General features: G+C 50.7%; 15 protein-coding genes and 2 pseudogenes. 11 read left to right on the plus strand and 6 right to left on the minus strand.

What is annotated here, in order from left to right; all coding sequences use genetic code 11:
• Positions 1-217 (plus strand): annotated as a pseudogene (locus tag A9587_RS23020) (IS4 family transposase); the annotation flags it as partial.
• A 232-nt stretch (positions 218-449) separates the two neighbouring features.
• On the opposite strand, the gene fdnI reads toward A9587_RS23020, so the two are convergent.
• Genes fdnI through fdnG form a run of 3 tightly spaced genes read right to left on the minus strand, consistent with a single transcriptional unit; the run spans position 450 to position 5,040 of the window.
• On the minus strand, positions 450-1,103 hold the full coding sequence (gene fdnI / locus A9587_RS23025; RefSeq protein ID WP_000045637.1) for a formate dehydrogenase-N subunit gamma: 654 nt from the start codon (positions 1,101-1,103) through the stop codon (positions 450-452).
• Positions 1,096-1,980: a formate dehydrogenase N subunit beta gene (gene fdnH, locus A9587_RS23030; protein WP_001240589.1), complete on the minus strand. Its 885-nt coding sequence runs from the start codon at positions 1,978-1,980 to the stop codon at positions 1,096-1,098. The genes fdnI and fdnH overlap by 8 nt, the downstream gene beginning before the upstream one ends.
• A 12-nt stretch (positions 1,981-1,992) precedes the next feature.
• Positions 1,993-5,040, minus strand: coding sequence for a formate dehydrogenase-N subunit alpha (fdnG, locus tag A9587_RS23035; protein WP_105281958.1), 3,048 nt, complete (start codon positions 5,038-5,040; stop codon positions 1,993-1,995).
• Positions 5,041-5,271: 231 nt separating this feature from the next.
• Here fdnG and yddG point away from each other — a divergent pair, with 231 nt between their 5' ends.
• The 7 genes from yddG (at position 5,272) to A9587_RS23070 (ending at position 15,593) form a co-directional block, all read left to right on the plus strand.
• Entirely contained in the window at positions 5,272-6,153 is an 882-nt protein-coding gene (gene yddG, locus A9587_RS23040; RefSeq protein ID WP_000166096.1) for an aromatic amino acid efflux DMT transporter YddG, read from the plus strand.
• A gap of 280 nt (positions 6,154-6,433) precedes the next feature.
• Complete coding sequence (narU, locus tag A9587_RS23045) at positions 6,434-7,822, plus strand: nitrate/nitrite transporter NarU (protein WP_001207879.1); 1,389 nt, start codon at positions 6,434-6,436, stop codon at positions 7,820-7,822.
• 143 nt (positions 7,823-7,965) lie between these two features.
• Positions 7,966-11,706, plus strand: a complete 3,741-nt coding sequence (gene narZ / locus A9587_RS23050; RefSeq protein ID WP_105263983.1) for a nitrate reductase Z subunit alpha — start codon at positions 7,966-7,968, stop codon at positions 11,704-11,706.
• Positions 11,703-13,247, plus strand: coding sequence for a nitrate reductase subunit beta (narH, locus tag A9587_RS23055; RefSeq protein ID WP_000702537.1), 1,545 nt, complete (start codon positions 11,703-11,705; stop codon positions 13,245-13,247). Before narZ ends, narH begins: the two co-directional genes overlap by 4 nt.
• Positions 13,247-13,942, plus strand: coding sequence for a nitrate reductase molybdenum cofactor assembly chaperone (narW, locus tag A9587_RS23060; protein WP_105263982.1), 696 nt, complete (start codon positions 13,247-13,249; stop codon positions 13,940-13,942). The genes narH and narW overlap by 1 nt, the downstream gene beginning before the upstream one ends.
• Positions 13,939-14,619, plus strand: a complete 681-nt coding sequence (gene narI / locus A9587_RS23065; RefSeq protein WP_000617141.1) for a respiratory nitrate reductase subunit gamma — start codon at positions 13,939-13,941, stop codon at positions 14,617-14,619. Before narW ends, narI begins: the two co-directional genes overlap by 4 nt.
• An 80-nt stretch (positions 14,620-14,699) precedes the next feature.
• Positions 14,700-15,593, plus strand: coding sequence for a PhzF family isomerase (locus A9587_RS23070; RefSeq protein WP_000804361.1), 894 nt, complete (start codon positions 14,700-14,702; stop codon positions 15,591-15,593).
• Between the two features lie 143 nt (positions 15,594-15,736).
• Here the strand turns inward: A9587_RS23070 and nhoA are convergent, their stop codons facing one another.
• Positions 15,737-16,582, minus strand: coding sequence for an N-hydroxyarylamine O-acetyltransferase (gene nhoA / locus A9587_RS23075; protein WP_000187926.1), 846 nt, complete (start codon positions 16,580-16,582; stop codon positions 15,737-15,739).
• Between the two features lie 174 nt (positions 16,583-16,756).
• On the opposite strand from nhoA, the gene A9587_RS23080 reads away from it, so the two are divergent.
• The gene (locus tag A9587_RS23080; RefSeq protein WP_105263981.1) at positions 16,757-17,326 is read left to right on the plus strand and encodes a flavin reductase family protein; all 570 of its coding nucleotides are present in this window, start codon (positions 16,757-16,759) and stop codon (positions 17,324-17,326) included.
• Between the two features lie 4 nt (positions 17,327-17,330).
• Here A9587_RS23080 and pptA read toward each other — a convergent pair whose 3' ends face one another.
• Positions 17,331-17,558 carry a tautomerase PptA gene (gene pptA / locus A9587_RS23085; protein WP_001120151.1) on the minus strand — a complete coding sequence of 76 codons (228 nt, stop codon included), beginning with the start codon at positions 17,556-17,558 and terminating at the stop codon, positions 17,331-17,333.
• A gap of 322 nt (positions 17,559-17,880) precedes the next feature.
• On the opposite strand from pptA, the gene A9587_RS23090 reads away from it, so the two are divergent.
• Positions 17,881-19,857, plus strand: coding sequence for an alkyl/aryl-sulfatase (locus A9587_RS23090; protein ID WP_001176571.1), 1,977 nt, complete (start codon positions 17,881-17,883; stop codon positions 19,855-19,857).
• A 102-nt stretch (positions 19,858-19,959) separates the two neighbouring features.
• Positions 19,960-21,009, plus strand: coding sequence for a sensor domain-containing diguanylate cyclase (locus A9587_RS23095; protein WP_016248703.1), 1,050 nt, complete (start codon positions 19,960-19,962; stop codon positions 21,007-21,009).
• Positions 21,010-21,038: 29 nt separating this feature from the next.
• On the opposite strand, the pseudogene A9587_RS23100 reads toward A9587_RS23095, so the two are convergent.
• Positions 21,039-21,619, minus strand: a pseudogene (locus A9587_RS23100) (ISAs1 family transposase); the annotation flags it as partial.

Consider the following 21,619-nt stretch of genomic DNA (forward strand, 5'->3'; position numbering starts at 1 on the left):
ACTGAGTTTCTCAGAATCATGCGGAATGGTGATGAGAATGCTGATGACATTGCAGGGCGCTTCACCGGGACGTATACCGGAGCTGATGCGCGATCTTGCAAGTATGGGACAACTTGTGAAATTACCGACAAGAAGGGAAAGGGCCTTCCCGAGAGTGGTAAAGGAGAGGCCCTGGAAATACCCCACAGCCCCGAAAAAGAGCCAGTCAGTTACTTAACTGACTGGCATTACACCTTATAAAGCGCCATTTGAAACTGATGACAAACGCAACATTGCCCGATGCGCTACGCTTATCAGGCCTACACGTTCACTGCAATCTATTTGATTTGAACGGTTTGTAGGCCGGATAAGGCGTTCACGCCGCATCCGGCATGAACAAAGTGCACGTTATCTACAATAAAAAATGGCGCCTTTTACAGCGCCATTTTCAGCTTAAAGCTCAAAAGAGATTATATCCCTTCTTCACTCTCTTTTTTCGCTTCGGCCTTCTCGATTTCACGATACCAGCGCGGATGGTGTTTCTTCGCCCAACGACGGCTCACCTTTCCTTCGACCATCCCTTTAATCGACCCTTTCACCCAGAATGCCATATACATATGGATCAGGATGGCGTGGATCAGGATGATACCCGCGGCTGCGTGGATCAGCAGACTGTAGCGGACAACCTGAATCGGGAAGTACTGCGCAAAGTACGGACGCCAGATAATCACCCCGGTCACCAGCAGCACGAAAATCATGCTCATGATCGACCAGAACATCATCTTCTGCCCGGCGTTGTACTTACCGACATCCGCCACTTTGTGCTCATTGCCTTTCAATACTTCGACAATGTTCAACAGCCACGGAATATCTTTCTTATCCGGGATGTTGTGATGCACAAAGCGGAAGAACATAAACATCAGCGCGACAAAAATCGCAATGCCGAAGAATGGGTGCAAAATGCGTCCCATCTGCGGCGTACCGAAGGTTTGCGTCAGCCATTGCAGCGTCGGGAAGAAGAACGAAATCCCGGAAAGTGCCACCAGGAAGAAGCAAATCACCACGGTCCAGTGACAGGCGCGATCAATAAACTTGGTGCGCACAATCATTTTCGACTTACTCATGATTTCCCTCCTCGTCATCGTCCACTTCCTTATTCGGGCCAATACCGATGTAGTGGAAAATCAACCCGGCAAAGGTGGCGATAAAGCCAGCCGCTGCCAGCGGTTTCAACGCGCCTTTCCACAAGTTCACCGAAGTATCAATCTTCGGCTCCTTCGGCAGACCGTGATACAGCTCCGGCTGATCGGCGTGATGCAACACATACATGACGTGCGTGCCACCAACCCCTTCCGGGTTGTAGACGCCAGCATGTTCGTAGCCACGCGCTTTCAGTTTCGCCACCCGCTGTTCCGCCAGCTCCAGCATCTCCTTCTTGGTGCCGAAGTGGATCGCCCCGGTCGGACAGGTTTTCACACAAGCCGGTTCCTGGCCGACGCTGACGCGATCGACGCAGAGGGTGCATTTATATACCCGGTTATCCTCTTTGTTGAGGCGCGGAATATTAAACGGACACCCGGCAATGCAGTAACCACAGCCGATGCAGTTTTCCGACTGAAAATCGACAATACCGTTAGCGTACTGAATGATTGCACCGGCAGACGGACACGCCTTCAGGCAGCCAGGATCTTCACAGTGCATACAGCCGTCTTTACGGATCAGCCACTCCAGCTTACCGTTCTGTTCGGTTTCGCTAAAGCGCATCACCGTCCAGGATTTGGCGCTCAGATCGGCGGGGTTATCGTAGACCCCGACGCAGTGCCCCACTTCATCACGGATGTCGTTCCACTCCGAACATGCCACCTGGCAGGCTTTACAGCCGATACAGGTGGAAACGTCGATAAGTTTCGCGACTTCTGCTTTGTAATCACGCACCTGCGAAGGCGGCGTGATGGAGTTAGTTGCGGACCTTTTGATAATGTCCTGCGTTTCCATAGCCATCTGTTCGCCCCCTTACGCCTTCTCGATGTTGACTAAGAACGCTTTATATTCCGGCGTTTGCGAGTTTGCATCACCGACATTCGGCGTCAGAGTGTTAGCGATATAGCCTTTACGCGCGACACCCTCAAAGCCCCAGTGGATTGGAATACCCACCGTTTCTACCTGTTGACCGTTAACGTTCAGCGGCTTCAGACGGCGCGTTACCACGGCCACCGCGCGGATAAAGCCACGCTTACTGGAGACTGTGACACGATCGCCATTGGCAATGCCTTTCGCCGCCGCCAGCGTTTCGCTGATTTCCACAAACTGTTCCGGCTGGGCGATTGCGTTGAGCAATGCGTGCTTGGTCCAGGTGTGGAAGTGCTCGGTCAGACGGTAGGTCGTACCCACGTAAGGGAACTGCTCTTTTTTACCCATCCGCAGCGCATCTTGTTCATACAGACGCACGACCGGGTTAGACACCACGTTTGGATGCAGCGGGTTCGTACCCAGCGGCGTTTCAATCGGCTCGTAGTGTTCCGGGAATGGACCTTCTGCCATTTTGTTGATAGCAAACAAGCGTCCCATCCCTTCCGGCTGCATGATAAACGGCCCGGTTGGCGTACCCGGTGCGGCATTGCCGAAGTCCGGAATATCATTGCCCGTCCACTTGCTGCCGTTCCACTGGATCAGCATCCGTTTCGGATCCCACGGTTTACCGTTGATATCCGCTGAAGCACGGTTGTACAGCACGCGACGGTTGAGCGGCCACGCCCATGCCCATCCCAGCGTATTCCCCAGACCTGACGGGTCGGAGTTATCGCGGTTGGCCATCTGGTTGCCCTGCTCGGTCCAGCTACCGGTGTAGATCCAGCAAGAAGATGCAGTCGTACCGTCATCACGCAGATGCGCAAAGCTACTCAGCAACTGACCTTTCTTCGCAATCAGCACGCCATTGGCATCATAGAGATCTTCCAGCGCATAGCCGTTGTTCTCTTTTGCCACTTCGTCAGATTGCGGCTCGTGCGGCTGCTTGTAGTTCCAGCTCATCTTCATCAGCGGTTCTACGCCTTTACCACCTTCGGCTTTATACAGCTCGCGCAGATGGTGGTAGATACCCGCCAGAATTTCACCGTCGTTACGCGCTTCGCCCGGAGCGTCCTGACCTTTCCAGTGCCACTGCAACCAGCGACCGGAGTTGGCGATAGAGCCATCTTCTTCAGCAAAGCAGGTCGAAGGCAGACGGAATACCTCGGTCTGGATAGACGCCGGATCGACATCGTTCGACTCGCCGTGGTTCTGCCAGAAGGTGGAGGTTTCAGTCACCAGCGGATCGATAACCACCATGTATTTCAGCTTACTCAGGCAGCTAACCACTTTGTTTTTGTCCGGGAAGGACGCAACCGGGTTAAAGCCCTGGCAGAAATAACCGCTGACCTTGCCTTCGTCCATCATGTTGAAATACTTGATGACGTCGTAGGTCTGATCCCACTTCGGCAGCCAGTCGTAACCCCAGTGGTTTTCTTTCTGTGCGGCATCGCCGTAGAAAGATTTCATCAGGCTAACGAAGAACTTCGGATAATTGCTCCAGTAGTTCACCTGATCAGCCAGCGTCGCTTTCGGCGTATTCGCTTCCAGATACGACTGCAGATCAACCTGTTTTTCTGACGGCAGCGTCAGATAACCCGGTAAGCTGGTAGAGAGCAGACCTAAGTCGGTCAGACCCTGAATGTTGGAGTGGCCGCGCAGCGCGTTCACGCCACCACCAGCCATACCCATGTTGCCGAGCAGCAACTGGATCATCGCCATAGTACGAATGTTCTGCGCACCGACAGTGTGCTGCGTCCAGCCCAGGGCGTACAGGAAGGTGGTTGTGCGATCCGGCGCGCTGGTGGAGGCCAGCACTTCACACACTTTCAGGAAGTCGGCTTTTGGCGTACCACAGATGTTTTCTACAACATCCGGCGTGTAGCGGGAAACGTGCTCTTTCAGCAGGTTCCACACGCAGCGCGGATGAGTCAGCGTATCATCGCGTTTCGCATAGCCATTTTCATCGAACTGATAGTTCCAGGACGACTTATCGTACTGGCGTTTTTCAGCGTCATAGCCGCTGAACAGGCCGTCTTCGAAAGCAAAATCATCACGCACCAGCAGGCTGGCGTTGGTGTAATGCTTAACGTATTCAGCGTTGATTTTGTTGTTTTCGATCAGGTAGCGCAAAACGCCAGACAGGAACGTAATGTCCGTACCGGAACGAATAGGCGCGTAGATATCCGCGACAGAAGCGGTACGCGTAAAACGGGGATCGACAACGATCAAGGTTGCATCGTTGTTGTTTTTCGCTTCCATCGCCCAGCGGAAACCGACGGGATGCGCTTCAGCAGCGTTACCGCCCATCACCATCACGACGTTAGCGTTTTTGATATCCACCCAGTGGTTGGTCATCGCACCGCGACCAAATGTTGGAGCAAGACTTGCTACCGTTGGTCCGTGTCAGACGCGTGCCTGGTTGTCTACCGCCAGCATCCCGAGGGAGCGAGCAAATTTTTGGGTCAGCATCCCGGTTTCGTTGCTGGCACCGGAAGCACACAGCATACCGGTAGAAAGCCAACGATTAACCGTTACGCCCTGCTCGTTCTTCTCAATAAAGTTGGCATCACGGTCAGCTTTCATCAGCTTCGCAATACGGGAAAATGCTTCATCCCAGCTAATACGCTGCCATTTATCTGAACCTGGAGCGCGATATTCCGGGTAACGCAGACGGTTTTCACTGTTCACGTAGTCCAGCAAACCGGCCCCTTTCGGGCACAGCGCACCGCGGCTTACCGGATGATCCGGATCACCCTCAATGTGATAAATCGCTTCTCTGGCGTTTTTAGCTCCATCACCCAGGCTATACATCAATAGCCCGCAACCTACGGAACAGTATGTGCAGGTGTTACGGATCTCTTTTGCGCGTAATAATTTATAGTTTCGCGCCTGAGCCAGTGCTTGCTTCGGGGCAAAGCCCAATGCTGCTACTGTTGTTCCAGCCATACCGCCCGCGCAGATTTTAAAAAATTGTCTGCGACTGACGTCCATTGCTTTCCTCTTTTTACACGGGTGTAACTGCGCGAGGAAACTAACAGTAAAATTCCGAATCTTTTTGCGCCAAATCAAAAAGAACGCCTGTTTGCCACAAAATAGTTCGCCTTTACAAATTGACCTACCTCAATAGCGGTAGAAAAAGTCACCACGTCCTGACAGGCAGGTTAAAAAAATGCTATAAATTTCAGCGCGATTTTTAATGGCAAGAGAGAAAAAAGAGCAAATATGACAAAACAAAAAGCAACACTCATTGGCCTGATTGCGATCATCTTGTGGAGCACGATGGTTGGGTTGATTCGTGGGGTCAGTGAGGGGCTCGGTCCGGTAGGAGGAGCGGCGGCGATCTATTCATTAAGCGGACTACTATTAATATTCACTGTTGGATTCCCACGTCTTCGGCAGATCCCGAAAGGCTATTTACTTGCTGGCAGCGTATTGTTTGTCAGCTATGAAATTTGCCTCGCGCTTTCTTTGGGATACGCGGCCACCCGCCATCAGGCCATTGAAGTCGGTATGGTGAACTATCTATGGCCCAGCCTGACGATTCTTTTTGCCATTCTTTTTAACGGACAAAAAACAAATTGGCTGATTATTCCAGGATTGCTTTTCGCGTTGATGGGTGTTTGTTGGGTTCTGGGCGGTGAGAATGGCCTGAAATATAATGAAATAATCAATAATATCACTACCAGCCCATTAAGTTATTTTCTGGCGTTTATTGGTGCCTTTATCTGGGCGGCTTATTGCACGGTAACCAATAAATATGCCCGTGGATTTAACGGCATTACCGTTTTCGTTCTTCTGACGGGTGCAAGCCTATGGGTTTACTATTTTCTGTCGCCACAACCAGAGATGGTTTTTAGCACCCCTGTCATCGTCAAACTCATTTCTGCGGCTTTTACTTTAGGATTTGCTTATGCCGCCTGGAATGTCGGTATTTTACATGGCAATGTCACTATTATGGCAGTAGGGTCTTATTTTACCCCCGTACTTTCGTCAGCGCTTGCTGCCGTGCTGCTCAGCGCACCGCTGTCGCTCTCATTCTGGCAAGGCGCACTGATGGTCTGTGGCGGTTCTCTGCTCTGCTGGCTGGCGACACGTCACCGATAAATAAAGATGACAAGATGAGGCCAACGCTTCATACAGCAACAAAACACGTTCAGGGATATGCGGATTTAAAAATTAGTGAAGACAATGATATATTTTTGTTACATTCAGTAACACATAAGCCTTCAGATAATCCGCTTTCTCACCGCGCGGCTGTGCTTTCTTATCTATTCTTTCATTCAGCACTTCACTCTATTCATCCTTAATTCTAAAAACGGGCGGTTGCGCCCAACGTCCTGTCTTTTCTTTTTTTCATTAACAATGTGTGCATGCGAGGAAGAATATGGCACTGCAAAATGAGAAAAACAATCGTTATCTTTTGCGCGACTGGAAGCCAGAAAATCCGGCATTCTGGGAAAATAAAGGAAAGCATATAGCACGAAGAAATCTCTGGATATCAGTCAGTTGTTTACTTCTTGCGTTCTGTGTCTGGATGTTATTTAGCGCTGTCGCCGTTAATCTCAACAAAATCGGCTTTAATTTTACTACCGATCAACTTTTTTTATTAACCGCATTACCCTCCGTTTCGGGCGCATTATTACGTGTTCCCTACTCCTTTATGGTGCCAATATTTGGTGGACGTCGCTGGACCGTTTTTAGTACCGCTATCCTGATTATTCCCTGCATCTGGCTCGGTTTTGCCGTGCAAAATACAGCTACTCCCTTCGGTGTATTTATTGTAATTGCTCTGCTGTGCGGTTTTGCGGGCGCAAACTTTGCTTCAAGTATGGGAAATATCAGTTTTTTCTTCCCGAAAGCCAAACAAGGTAGCGCACTTGGCATTAATGGCGGACTGGGTAATTTAGGCGTCAGCGTGATGCAACTGGTTGCGCCGCTGGTGATTTTTGTTCCGGTATTTGCCTTTCTTGGTGTTAATGGCGTACCGCAGGCCGATGGCTCTGTGATGTCACTGGCTAATGCTGCCTGGATTTGGGTGCCATTGTTGGTCATTGCCACCATTGCTGCCTGGTCAGGGATGAATGATATTGCCAGTTCACGTGCATCAATTGCCGACCAGTTACCTGTGTTACAACGCCTGCATCTCTGGCTGTTGAGTCTGCTCTACCTCGCCACTTTTGGCTCGTTCATCGGCTTTTCCGCGGGTTTTGCCATGCTGGCAAAAACGCAGTTCCCGGATGTGAATATTCTGCAACTGGCGTTTTTTGGCCCGTTTATCGGTGCCATTGCGCGATCGGTTGGCGGCGCTATCTCCGATAAGTTCGGCGGCGTTCGCGTTACGCTTATCAACTTTATTTTTATGGCTCTGTTCAGTGCGTTGCTGTTTCTGACGTTACCCGGCACGGGTTCAGGTAATTTCATTGCGTTTTACGCCGTATTTATGGGGTTGTTCCTGACGGCGGGTCTGGGAAGTGGCTCTACTTTCCAGATGATTGCCGTCATCTTCCGCCAGATAACCATTTATCGGGTGAAGATGAAAGGCGGTAGCGATGAAGAAGCACAGCGAGAAGCAATCACCGAAACCGCCGCCGCACTTGGCTTTATCTCGGCAATTGGTGCAGTTGGCGGCTTTTTTATTCCACAGGCGTTTGGCATGTCGCTGAATATGACCGGCTCGCCGGTTGGCGCGATGAAAGTGTTTTTAATCTTTTACATCATCTGTGTGCTGCTGACCTGGCTGGTCTATGGTCGGCGGCAGTTTAGCCAAAAATAAGAGATCGATGCCTGATGCAACACTGACGCGTCTTATCAGTCCTACAACCGTGTCGCACCCGTAGGTCGGAGTCGGATAAGACGTTTACGCCGCATCCGACAAGGCATCAGATCCCAAATCATTCCTGGAGCAGGAGTCATGTCATGAGTAAACTTTTGGATCGCTTTCGCTACTTCAAACAAAAGGGCGAAACCTTTGCCGATGGCCACGGACAGGTGATGCATAGCAACCGCGACTGGGAGGACAGCTATCGACAACGTTGGCAATTCGACAAAATCGTGCGCTCCACCCACGGCGTTAACTGTACTGGCTCCTGTAGCTGGAAAATTTATGTCAAAAACGGCCTGGTAACGTGGGAAATCCAGCAGACCGACTACCCGCGTACCCGCCCTGACCTGCCCAATCATGAACCCCGCGGCTGCCCACGCGGCGCAAGCTACTCATGGTATCTCTACAGCGCCAACCGCCTGAAATACCCACTAATTCGTAAGCGGTTAATCGAATTGTGGCGCGAAGCACTTAAACAGCACAGCGATCCGGTGCTGGCGTGGGAATCGATTATGCATGACCCGCAAAAGTGCTTAAGCTACAAACAGGTGCGCGGACGCGGCGGGTTTATCCGCTCCAACTGGCAGGAGCTGAATCAACTGATTGCCGCTGCTAACGTCTGGACTATCAAAACTTACGGGCCGGATCGTGTTGCCGGATTCTCTCCGATTCCGGCAATGTCGATGGTCTCTTACGCCGCAGGAACACGCTATCTGTCACTACTCGGCGGCACCTGCTTAAGTTTCTATGACTGGTATTGCGACCTGCCACCCGCCTCACCGATGACCTGGGGCGAGCAAACCGACGTCCCTGAATCTGCCGACTGGTATAACTCCAGCTATATCATCGCCTGGGGGTCTAACGTACCGCAGACACGCACGCCAGACGCCCACTTCTTTACTGAAGTACGCTACAAAGGCACCAAAACTATCGCCATTACTCCTGACTACTCGGAGGTGGCGAAACTGTGCGACCAGTGGCTGGCTCCGAAGCAAGGCACCGATAGCGCGCTGGCGATGGCGATGGGGCATGTGATTTTAAAAGAGTTTCATCTCGATAATCCCAGCGATTACTTTATCAACTACTGCCGCCGCTACAGCGATATGCCGATGCTGGTGATGCTGGAACCGCGTGACGATGGCAGCTACGTTCCCGGACGAATGATTCGCGCGTCCGATCTGGTGGATGGACTGGGTGAAAGCAATAACCCGCAGTGGAAAACCGTGGCATTTAATACCGCAGGTGAACTGGCCGTGCCCAACGGTTCGATTGGCTTTCGCTGGGGCGAAAAAGGCAAATGGAATCTGGAATCCATTGCCGCAGGTGCAGAAACCGATTTGTCATTAACCCTGCTCGGCCAACACGACGCTGTCGCTGGCGTGGCTTTCCCCTACTTTGGCGGCATTGAAAATCCGCATTTTCGCAGCGTAAAACACGAACCCGTCCTGGTACGTCAGTTACCTGTTAAAAACCTGACATTAGCCGATGGCAACACCTGTCCGGTCGTCAGCGTTTATGATCTGGTGCTGGCAAACTACGGCCTCGATCGCGGGCTGGAGGACGAAAACAGCGCGAAAGATTACGATGAAATCAAAGCCTACACCCCAGCCTGGGGTGAGCAAATTACCGGTGTACCGCGCCAGTATATTGAAACCATAGCCCGTGAATTTGCCGATACCGCCCATAAAACCCACGGGCGCTCGATGATTATCCTCGGTGCTGGCGTTAACCACTGGTATCACATGGATATGAACTACCGTGGGATGATCAATATGTTGATTTTCTGCGGTTGTGTCGGGCAAAGCGGCGGCGGCTGGGCGCATTACGTTGGTCAGGAAAAACTGCGCCCGCAAACCGGCTGGCTGCCGCTGGCATTTGCGCTGGACTGGAACCGGCCACCGCGCCAGATGAACAGCACTTCGTTTTTCTACAATCACTCCAGCCAATGGCGCTATGAAAAAGTCACCGCCCAGGAACTGCTCTCACCGCTGGCCGATGCCAGTAAATACAGCGGTCATCTGATTGATTTCAACGTTCGCGCTGAGCGCATGGGTTGGCTACCTTCCGCGCCGCAACTGGGGCGTAACCCGCTCGGGCTGAAAGCCGAAGCCGATAAGGCCGGATTATCACCCGCCGAATTTACCGCTCAGGCGTTGAAGTCAGGCGAGTTACGCATGGCCTGCGAACAGCCGGACAACGGCAGCAATCATCCGCGTAACCTGTTTGTCTGGCGCTCTAACCTGCTTGGCTCCTCCGGCAAGGGTCACGAGTATATGCAGAAATATCTGCTGGGTACGGAAAGTGGCATTCAGGGGCAAGAACTTGGGCCGACGGAGGGAATTCAACCGGAAGAAGTAGAGTGGCAAACCGCCGCGATAGAGGGAAAGCTCGACCTGCTGGTAACGCTCGATTTCCGTATGTCCAGCACCTGCCTGTTTTCCGATATCGTCCTGCCTACCGCCACGTGGTATGAGAAAGACGATATGAATACCTCGGATATGCATCCGTTTATTCATCCACTTTCTGCAGCGGTCGATCCCGCCTGGGAATCACGCAGCGACTGGGAAATCTACAAGGGTATCGCCAAAGCGTTCTCGCAAGTGTGCGTGGGCCATCTCGGCAAAGAAACTGACGTGGTACTTCAGCCATTGTTACACGACTCTCCGGCAGAGCTATCCCAACCTTGCGAAGTGCTCGACTGGCGCAAAGGTGAATGCGATCTGATCCCCGGCAAGACTGCGCCTAATATTGTGGCGGTGGAGCGCGACTACCCTGCTACCTACGAACGCTTTACCTCGCTGGGGCCGTTGATGGACAAACTCGGCAACGGTGGTAAAGGTATTTCATGGAATACCCAGGATGAAATCGATTTCCTCGGCAAACTCAATTACACCAAACGCGATGGCCCGGCTCAGGGGCGTCCGCTGATTGATACCGCCATTGATGCATCGGAAGTGATTCTGGCGCTGGCACCGGAAACCAACGGCCATGTTGCGGTAAAAGCCTGGCAGGCGCTGGGTGAGATCACCGGACGCGAACATACTCATCTGGCGCGGCATAAAGAAGATGAAAAGATTCGCTTCCGCGATATTCAGGCGCAGCCGCGTAAAATCATCTCCAGCCCGACCTGGTCTGGCCTAGAAAGCGATCACGTCTCCTACAATGCGGGATACACCAACGTTCACGAGTTAATTCCGTGGCGCACGTTGTCTGGCCGTCAGCAGCTCTATCAGGATCACCCGTGGATGCGTGCCTTTGGCGAAAGTCTGGTGGCTTATCGCCCACCTATCGACACCCGTAGCGTTAGCGAAATGCGCCAGATCCCACCAAACGGCTTTCCGGAAAAAGCCCTTAACTTCCTGACACCGCATCAGAAATGGGGCATTCACTCCACTTATAGTGAAAACCTGTTGATGCTGACGCTCTCACGCGGTGGACCGATTGTCTGGATCAGCGAAATCGATGCCCGTGAACTGACTATTGTTGATAACGACTGGGTGGAGGTCTTTAACGCCAACGGTGCGCTGACTGCCCGCGCGGTAGTCAGCCAGCGTGTACCGCCGGGCATGACCATGATGTATCACGCTCAGGAACGGATTATGAATATCCCCGGCTCGGAAGTGACCGGAATGCGCGGCGGTATTCACAACTCGGTCACCCGCGTTTGTCCGAAACCAACGCATATGATTGGCGGTTACGCGCAACTGGCCTGGGGCTTTAACTACTACGGCACCGTCGGCTCGAACCGCGACGAGTTCATCATGATCCGCAAGATGAAGAACGTGAACTGGCTGGATGATGAAGGTCTCGATCAGGTACAGGAGGCGAAAAAATGAAAATACGTTCGCAAGTCGGCATGGTGCTTAACCTCGATAAATGTATCGGCTGTCACACCTGTTCGGTGACCTGTAAAAACGTCTGGACTGGACGCGAAGGTATGGAGTACGCGTGGTTTAATAACGTCGAAACCAAACCGGGCATTGGTTACCCGAAAAACTGGGAAGATCAGGAAGAGTGGCAAGGCGGCTGGGTTCGCGATGTCAATGGCAAGATCCGCCCGCGGCTGGGCAGCAAAATGGGCGTGATAACCAAAATCTTTGCCAATCCGGTGATACCGCAGATCGACGACTACTACGAACCTTTTACCTTCGACTATGAACATTTGCATAGCGCGCCGGAAGGTAAACACATTCCCACTGCGCGTCCACGTTCGCTGATCGACGGCAAACGGATGGACAAAGTGATCTGGGGGCCAAACTGGGAAGAACTGCTGGGCGGAGAGTTCGAAAAACGCGCCCGCGACCGCAACTTCGACGCCATGCAAAAGGAGATGTACGGTCAGTTTGAAAATACCTTCATGATGTATTTGCCGCGCTTGTGCGAACACTGCCTTAACCCAAGCTGTGTGGCGACCTGCCCCAGCGGCGCTATCTATAAACGCGAAGAAGACGGCATTGTGCTGATCGACCAGGACAAATGTCGTGGCTGGCGCTTATGCATCAGCGGTTGTCCGTACAAAAAAATCTACTTTAACTGGAAAAGCGGCAAGTCAGAAAAATGCATCTTCTGTTATCCGCGAATTGAGTCCGGACAGCCAACGGTCTGCTCCGAGACCTGCGTAGGTCGCATTCGATATCTTGGTGTGCTGCTCTACGACGCCGACCGCATCGAAGAAGCGGCGAGCACGGAACGTGAAGTTGATCTCTATGAGCGCCAGTGCGAAGTGTTCCTCGATCCGCACGATCCCTCGGTGATCGAAGAAGCCCTGAAGCAAGGTATCCCACACAACGTGATTGACGCCGCCCAGCGTTCGCCGGTTTACAAAATGGCAATGGACTGGAAACTGGCGCTGCCGCTGCACCCTGAATATCGCACCCTGCCGATGGTCTGGTATGTGCCACCGCTGTCACCCATTCAGTCTTACGCCGACGCGGGCGGACTGCCCAAAAGCGAAGGCGTGCTGCCGGCCATCGAAAGCCTGCGTATTCCGGTGCAATACCTCGCCAATATGTTAAGTGCGGGTGATACCGGCCCTGTACTACGGGCACTGAAACGGATGATGGCGATGCGCCACTATATGCGTTCGCAAACCGTAGAAGGCGTAACTGATACCCGCGCAATTGACGAAGTGGGTTTGAGCGTCGCCCAGGTCGAAGATATGTATCGCTATCTCGCTATCGCCAACTATGAAGATCGGTTTGTCATCCCAACCAGTCATCGGGAAATGGCGGGTGATGCGTTTGGAGAGCGTAACGGCTGTGGCTTTACCTTTGGCGACGGTTGCCACGGCTCTGATACCAAATTCAACCTGTTCAACAGTAGCCGGATCGATGCCATCGACATTACCGAAGTACGCAATAAAGCGGAGGGGGAATAATGCAAATCCTCAAAGTGATCGGCTTGTTGATGGAGTATCCGGACGAGCTGCTATGGGAGAACAAAGACGACGCACTGGCGCTGATTCGCCGTAACGCGCCGATGCTCACCGATTTCACCTGCGACCTGCTCAATGCACCGCTGTTGGATAAACAGGCTGAATGGTGTGAAGTGTTTGACCGTGGACGTACCACTTCGCTGCTGCTATTCGAACATGTTCATGCCGAGTCCCGCGATCGCGGTCAGGCAATGGTAGATCTGCTGGCGGAGTATGAAAAAGTCGACCTGCAACTAAATTGTCGCGAGCTGCCTGATTATCTGCCGCTGTATCTGGAGTATTTAAGTGTGCTGCCGGATGACCAGGCTAAAGAAGGTTTGCTCAACGTTGCGCCAATCCTCGCCCTGCTTGGCGGACGCTTAAAACAACGCGAGGCACCGTGGTATCCGTTGTTTGACGCCCTGCTGCATCTGGCGGGAAGCACTCTTTCAAGTGACAGTGTCACAAAACAGATACGCAGCGAGGAGCGCGACGACACCCGTCAGGCGCTGGATGCAGTGTGGGAAGAGGAACAGGTGAAGTTTATTGAAGATAACGCCACGGCGTGTGACAGCTCGCCGCTTAATCAATATCAGCGACGCTTTAGCCAGGATGTCGCACCGCAGTATGTCGACATCAGTGCGGGAGGTGGGAAATGATTCAGTATCTGAACGTCTTTTTTTACGATATCTACCCGTACTTGTGTGGCACGGTTTTTATCCTCGGAAGCTGGCTGCGCTACGATTACGGACAGTACACCTGGCGTGCCTCCTCCAGCCAGATGTTGGATAAACGTGGAATGGTGCTGTGGTCGAACTTGTTCCATATCGGCATTCTGGGGATCTTCTTCGGCCATTTGTTTGGCATGCTAACGCCACACTGGATGTACGCATGGTTTCTGCCAGTGGCGGTAAAACAGCAGATGGCGATGATCCTCGGTGGTATTTGCGGTGTGCTGACACTGATTGGCGGAGCGGGGTTGCTGGTACGCCGTTTAACGAATCCGCGTATCAGGGCGACGTCTTCTGGTGCGGATATCCTGATCCTCGCCATTTTGTTAATTCAGTGTATTCTGGGGTTAACCACCATTCCCTTTTCAGCACAACATCCGGACGGCAGCGAAATGATGAAGCTGGTGGGCTGGGCGCAAAGCATCGTCACTTTCCAGGGCGGTGCATCGACGCATCTTGATGGTGTGGCTTATATCTTCCGCGTTCATCTGGTGTTAGGAATGACCATCTTCCTGCTCTTCCCGTTCACCCGACTGGTGCATGTGTGGAGTGCGCCGTTTGAGTACTTTACCCGTCGGTATCAGATTGTGCGCTCGCGGCGTTGATTCTCACGTTGGCCGGATTAGCCCTTCGCTCTCCGGCCACTTGCAGGCTATGCTAGTTCTCCAGCCACAGGAGAACGTTAATGAAACCGCAGGTTTACCACGTCGATGCTTTTACCTCTCAACCGTTTCGCGGCAATTCTGCCGGTGTTGTTTTCCCTGCCGATGATCTCAGCGAAGCGCAAATGCAGCTTATCGCCCGCGAATTAGGCCATTCTGAAACCGCTTTTCTGCTGCACAGCGACGACAGCGATGTGCGCATTCGCTACTTTACGCCAACGGTTGAAGTGCCGATTTGCGGTCACGCGACCGTGGCGGCGCACTATGTGCGTTCGAAGGTATCAGGTTTGGGGAATTGCACCGTCTGGCAAACGTCACTGGCGGGAAAGCACCGCGTGACTATCGAAAAACATAACGATGATTATCGTATTTCGCTGGAACAAGGTTCCCCTGGCTTTGAGCCACCGCTGGAAGGCGAAACACGTGCGGCGATTATCAACGCGCTTCATCTCACTGAAGACGACATTCTGCCCGGTTTGCCGATCCAGGTGGCGACTACCGGACACTCAAAAGTGATGATCCCGTTGAAGCCGGAAGTGGATATCGATGCCCTTTCACCAGACCTTGCTGCGCTGACTGCCATCAGTAAACAGATTGGCTGTAATGGTTTTTTCCCCTTCCAGATCCGCCCTGGTAAAAATGAAACCGATGGACGCATGTTCTCGCCTGCAATTGGCATTGTGGAAGATCCGGTTACCGGCAATGCCAACGGCCCGATGGGCGCATGGCTGGTGCATCACAACGTGTTACCCCACGATGGCAATGTATTGCGTGTTAAAGGCCATCAGGGGCGCGCATTGGGTCGTGATGGAGTGATTGATGTGACGGTGACAATTCGCGATAACCAGCCGGAGAAAGTGACTATTTCTGGTACGGCGGTGATTTTATTTCATGCCGAGTGGGCAATTGATCTTTAAAACCGTTGCCATAAATGGCAGAAAAACAAATTGCCTGATGTGCTTCGCTTATCAGGCCTACAACCGCATCATAATTTATTGAATCTGTTGGCTAATGTAGGCCGGATAAGACGTTTGCGCCGCATCCGGCACTCTGACACAAACTATTTACCTGCCTCCGGATGCGTATCAAATGCTGCCATCACCTGCGCCAGCTCATCCTCAGTGAAACCATGTTTTGCATCATCCACGCCCAGACCAAACTGCTCCTGCATCACGGCATATAACGACGCTACATCTGGCAAATTCTGCTGCTCTGCTACGTGACCATTTTCATAACGGGTAAAATGGAAATTGGTCAACGTCAGCTTGCCGCCATCTGGCAAATGACGGCACATCAGCAAATGATGGCGAAAATGCGATTGCGGCCAGTGCGCCGACCAGAAGTTGCCCATCACATAATCGCTTTGCTGCTGTTCACAGAGATCAAAACGGTACATCGACTGCCAGTGCTGATGATGATTAAACTGCAAAATCCAGTCGTCATTTTCCTGTCGCAGGCGATACTCTCCGTGCGGCGTGGCTTGCACGATGTCAGGCACTAAACGAATCGGCGCGGTTAACGTCTGCCCACCAAAACCGACATCGGCAATCCAGCGTTCATCTTCCAGCTCCACCAACAGCAAACGGTGCGTGCGCGGCGGCAACGATGGTGGATTAGATAACACCACGCGTCCTAACAGACTACGAACGTTGAAACCTAACTCGCGTAACACCCGCTCAAACACGCCATTCTGCTCAAAGCAGTAACCACCACGACGGGCGATGACCAGCTTATCTTCCAGCGATTGATCATCCAACTGCATTTCCCTCGGCAGCAAGACGTCGAGGTTTTCAAACGGAATGGTGCAATTGTGTTTCAGGTGTAATGCGCGCAGCGTGTCGATGTTGACCGCAGCGGCTCCCGACCAGTTAATGCGGGCAAAATAGTGATTCAGAATGGGCGTCATCAGGCGTTTCCCTAAGTGGTTTTATCAACTTATAACCTGGATTAGACGTAGCACCGGCTATTTTGTGCGTTCGTGGACATCCATCACGTTCGTAAATCGCCAATCCCGTTAATTTCGTTGCTTATTGCGTTACGAGCTACGCTTTTAAAACCCCCTTCATAGCGAGGCGATACCGTGAGCCGATTTATTCCCGTCGAGTTGCATCATGCCAGCCGTCTGTTAAACCACGGCCCGACTATTTTGATTACCAGTCACGATAAACTGTCCCAGTTACGAAACGTAATGGCCGCAGCCTGGTCGATGCCTGTAGAATTTGAGCCGCCGCGGGTGGCAATTGTGGTGGATAAATCCACCTGGTCACGGGAGTTGATAGAACGTAGCGGCATGTTTGGCATTGTGATCCCCGGCGTAGTGGCAACTAACTGGACCTGGGCGGTAGGTAGCGTTTCAGGGCGCGATGAAGATAAGTTTAACTGTTACGGCATTCCTGTCGTGAAAGGTCCGGTGCTGGGTTTACCGTTGGTCGAAGAGAAATGTCTGGCGTGGATGGAATGCCGCCTGCTGCCCGCGACTTCTGCGCAAGAAAAATACGATACTCTATTTGGCGAAGTTGTGTCGGCAGCGGCAGACGCGCGGGTATTTGTCGAAGGTCGCTGGCAATTTGATGATGATAAACTCAACACCCTTCACCATTTAGGCGCTGGCACTTTCGTTACCAGCGGTAAACGCGTCACGGCAGGATAGCGCGCTACATGCTGTAACCCGGTTTTTTGATCAATGTCGCCATCTGGGGCGCGATTTCGCTGTCCCAGACAGCTTGCCATGCTTCCGGTTGGATCTGCTGTAGTGCGATGCTGATCGAACTCTCTTTACTGTTCAGATGGCGAATAATGACGTCGGTAATCTCCGCGGCCAGTTCCGCTTTTTGTTGCTCGTCCAGTTCACGGGGAAAACACTTAATATCAATATGTGGCATTGTTATGCTCCTTTTTAAAGACTGCCAGCAAAATTAGCACAAGCCGAAAACGTCATGTGTTCTTTGATGCGAAATGATGTGCAAAGAGATAGCGATATTTACGTCGCCATTTTAATAACGCACATATACTATTAGCTTCCACAATAATAAACACCTGTCTTGTAATATACAGAATCTATTCTTTATTTCTTATCATATTAAGAAAATTCACGACATCCAGCTTGCTGATTTATTAATGCCAATTATAGTTATTCTTGCCCTCACTAAGAATTTTCGCTCGGAATATCCTTTCTTTTATAAAGTCTTTCTGGAGACACTTGCGATGCAGCTTAATCATATTGCTAAAAGTCTGCTAGTCATGGGATTATTCACCACCAGTTCACTTCCTCTCATTGCCGCGGAAGCACCAAAAGAGGCCACCTCAGCCACCCAACAAGCGAATAATGCGCTTTATAGTCAATTACCCTTTTCCGATAACACCGATTTCACTGATGCTCATAAAGGATTCATTGCCCCCATACCTCAGGAGGTGATTAAGGGTGAACAAGGGAACGTCATCTGGAATCCACAGCAATATACTTTTATAAAAGAAGGCGATAAAGCACCTGATACGGTTAACCCAAGTTTATGGCGTCAGGCGCAACTGATAAATATCAGTGGTTTATTTGAAGTAACCGACGGCGTCTATCAAATTCGCAATCTCGATTTATCAAATATGACCATCATCGAAGGTAAAGAAGGTATTACCGTCGTTGACCCACTGGTTTCTGCAGAAACAGCCAAAGTGGGTATGGATCTTTATTACAAAAATCGTGGTCAAAAACCGGTAGTGGCAGTTATCTACACGCACAGCCATGTCGATCACTACGGTGGCGTTCGCGGCGTGGTTGATGAAGCTGACGTTAAATCAGGTAAAACAAAAATTTATGCACCAGCCGGTTTTTTAGAGGAGGCCGTTTCAGAAAATATTATGGCTGGCAATGTGATGAGCCGAAGAGCCAGTTATATGTACGGCAACTTATTGAAACCTGATGCTAAAGGCCAGGTTGGAGCCGGGCTGGGAACAACAACGTCAGCAGGAACAGTTACATTGATTGCCCCTACCAACTACATCACCAAAACCGGGCAAAAAGAGACGATCGATGGGTTGACCTACGATTTTCTGATGGCGCCCGGTTCCGAAGCACCTTCTGAAATGTTGTGGTTTATCGAAGAAAAGAAACTGATCGAAACTGCAGAAGATGTCACGCACACCCTCCACAACACCTATTCACTGCGTGGTGCCAAAATTCGTCAACCTCTTCCCTGGTCCAAATACATCAACGAGGCACTCAATTTGTGGGGGGATAAAGCGGAGATAATTCTCGCTCAGCATCACTGGCCAACCTGGGGCAATGACAACGTCGTTAAACTGCTAAAAACCCAACGCGATTTGTATCGTTACATCAACGATCAAACGCTGCGCATGGCAAATCAGGGGCAGACCCGCGATGAGATCGCCGCAAACTTTAAATTACCCTCCTCGCTTGCTAACACCTGGGCGAATCGCGGGTATTACGGTTCGGTGAGTCATGATGTGAAAGCAACTTATGTGCTTTATCTCGGTTGGTTTGATGGTAACCCGGCAACGCTTGATGAATTGCCGCCAGAAGACGCTGCGAAGAAATTTGTCGAATATATGGGCGGTGCTGATGCCATTTTACAAAAAGCCAAACAGGATTATGACCAGGGTAATTTCCGCTGGGTTGCCCAGGTTGTCAGCAAGGTGGTGTTTGCCGATCCAAATAACCAGGCTGCGAGAAATCTGGAAGCCGATGCGCTTGAACAGTTAGGCTACCAGGCAGAATCCGGGCCGTGGCGTAATTTCTATCTTACTGGCGCACAGGAATTACGTAACGGCGTGCAAAAACTGCCAACGCCAAATACTGCCAGCCCTGACACTGTACGCGCAATGACGCCGGAAATGTTCTTTGATTATCTTGCGGTGCACATTAATGGCGAGAAAGCAGCAGACGCTAAAGCTGTATTGAATTTTGATTTCGGTGAAGATGGCGGCACTTATAAAGTAGAGCTTGAAAATGGTGTGCTCAATCACACTGCAGGTACGCAAGCATCTGATGCTGACGCGACAATCACTCTCTCCCGCGATGTCTTGAATAAAATCGTTCTGAAGGAAGAGACATTGAAAGAAGCGATAGATAAAGGCGAAGTCAAAATCAGTGGCAATGCAGAGAAACTCAACGAAATGTTAGGCTATATGGATAATTTTGAATTCTGGTTCAATATTGTGACGCCATAAGTTCAGCATAAATTGGGCAGGCTTCCTGCCCTTTTCTGGTTATAAGAAATGATTTTTGATAAAAGAAAACACTCTCATTATTCGTGGAAAAAACGACAGGATATGGTTATTCGTGGAATGTCGATTAGCCTGCCGTGGTTTGCCTTGATTAACATCGGTTTTTCATCGATGATTTTGCTGCGAAGCATTTTATTCAATGAGGATATGACTTCATGGTTTAATGAGGAAAACCTTGTACATACTATTGATATTTCATCATTTGGCATTCTGCTGATCAGTGGCCTTTTATTGGTCACCCCCCGCAAAAACGTACTGTATATTCAGCGGTTATTGTTCGTTCTAAGCCTGTTATGGTCATGGTGTTGCTTTTATTTTATTGCACACTGGACGCTACCTTTTGCTTATCCGCTATGTGTATTATTAATGCTTAGCGCCATTGTTGCATTGTATTTTCATACTCCATCACTACTCGCATTTATCATTCCCTTATGGTTTACCATTCCGTTAGCCAGTCTTATGCTCAATCATCATTTAAATATTCATTTCGTTGTTATCTGGTGCCTTTTTTCTCTCGCTCTCTATGGTGGACGTTTTATTTTATTACGTTGGTTTGAAGAAGCATGGCAACAAAACAGATACAACAACCTGCTAATTAATCGCCTCGACGCATTGGCTCATCGCGATCCCTTAACGGGAGTGGCAAACCGACGGGCGCTGGATAGTATTTTAGGTGATGCAGTAGAACAAGAGGCCTCATTTGCCCTAATTATGCTGGATGTCGATTTTTTTAAACGCTACAACGACACTTACGGACACCCAGCGGGCGATCGTTGTTTGATACAAGTTGCCGATGTACTGCAACGCGCAATTCGCCAGCCCGAAGATATAGTCGCTCGTTATGGTGGCGAAGAGTTTGCCATTATTCTTTTTAATACCTGCTTGCAGGAAGCCGAAAAGATAGCAGCCAGAATTAAGCAAGAACTTAAACTAGCAGCGATTGCCCATCAGGCATCTTCTGTAAGTGCGTTTGTTACGGTTAGCCAGGGGATCACCTGTTCTGCTCCCGCCAAAACGACTGAACAAATAGTTGCAGATGCCGATGCTGCGCTGTACCGGGCGAAAGAAAGCGGGCGGAACCGGTGGGCTTTGTAAGCTTTGGGAGACAAGTCAGATTACGCTCCCTTTTCCTCAAAGGCTTTATTAAGCCGCCCCTGATTTCCTTTTACAGCGAATAAATAATCACCTCCCTGTTTTTGTATCTTCTCTGCAATATCTTTCTGGCACCCAATCGCATCAGTTGTGATAATTTTCCCTTTAATATCCAACATGTTAAGAAGTCCATGGATAGCTGTGATCTCATTGGATTTCTCATCCGTCTTGATCTGTCCGATGACCAGACTGTGCATTATTGAGAACGCACTAATGACATGAATCGCTCCCTTGCGCCGACTCTTGTCATAAGAGTGCCGGAGCGTTTTTCCATCAATTGCGATGACGTCTTTATCATCTGAAGAATGGCAGTCACGCATCCAGTTAATAAAGCACTCATGAAATTTTACAGGACTGATACAGGATACAACTCTGGCAATAGTATCGTGAACAGGAATACCATTTTCAAACTCACCATATTGCTTCAAAAATCGAGATGTGTTTCCCCGAAATCCTCTATATCTTCCCAACCTTCTGCACCAGAAATAACGGCACAAATAGTCAACAGTAGAATATCAGACAATTTATGTTCCACTTTCCAGGCTTGTCTGTA

Origin of the sequence: Escherichia sp. MOD1-EC6162 (assembly GCF_002965125.1) — a bacterium.
Lineage (GTDB): Bacteria > Pseudomonadota > Gammaproteobacteria > Enterobacterales > Enterobacteriaceae > Escherichia > Escherichia marmotae.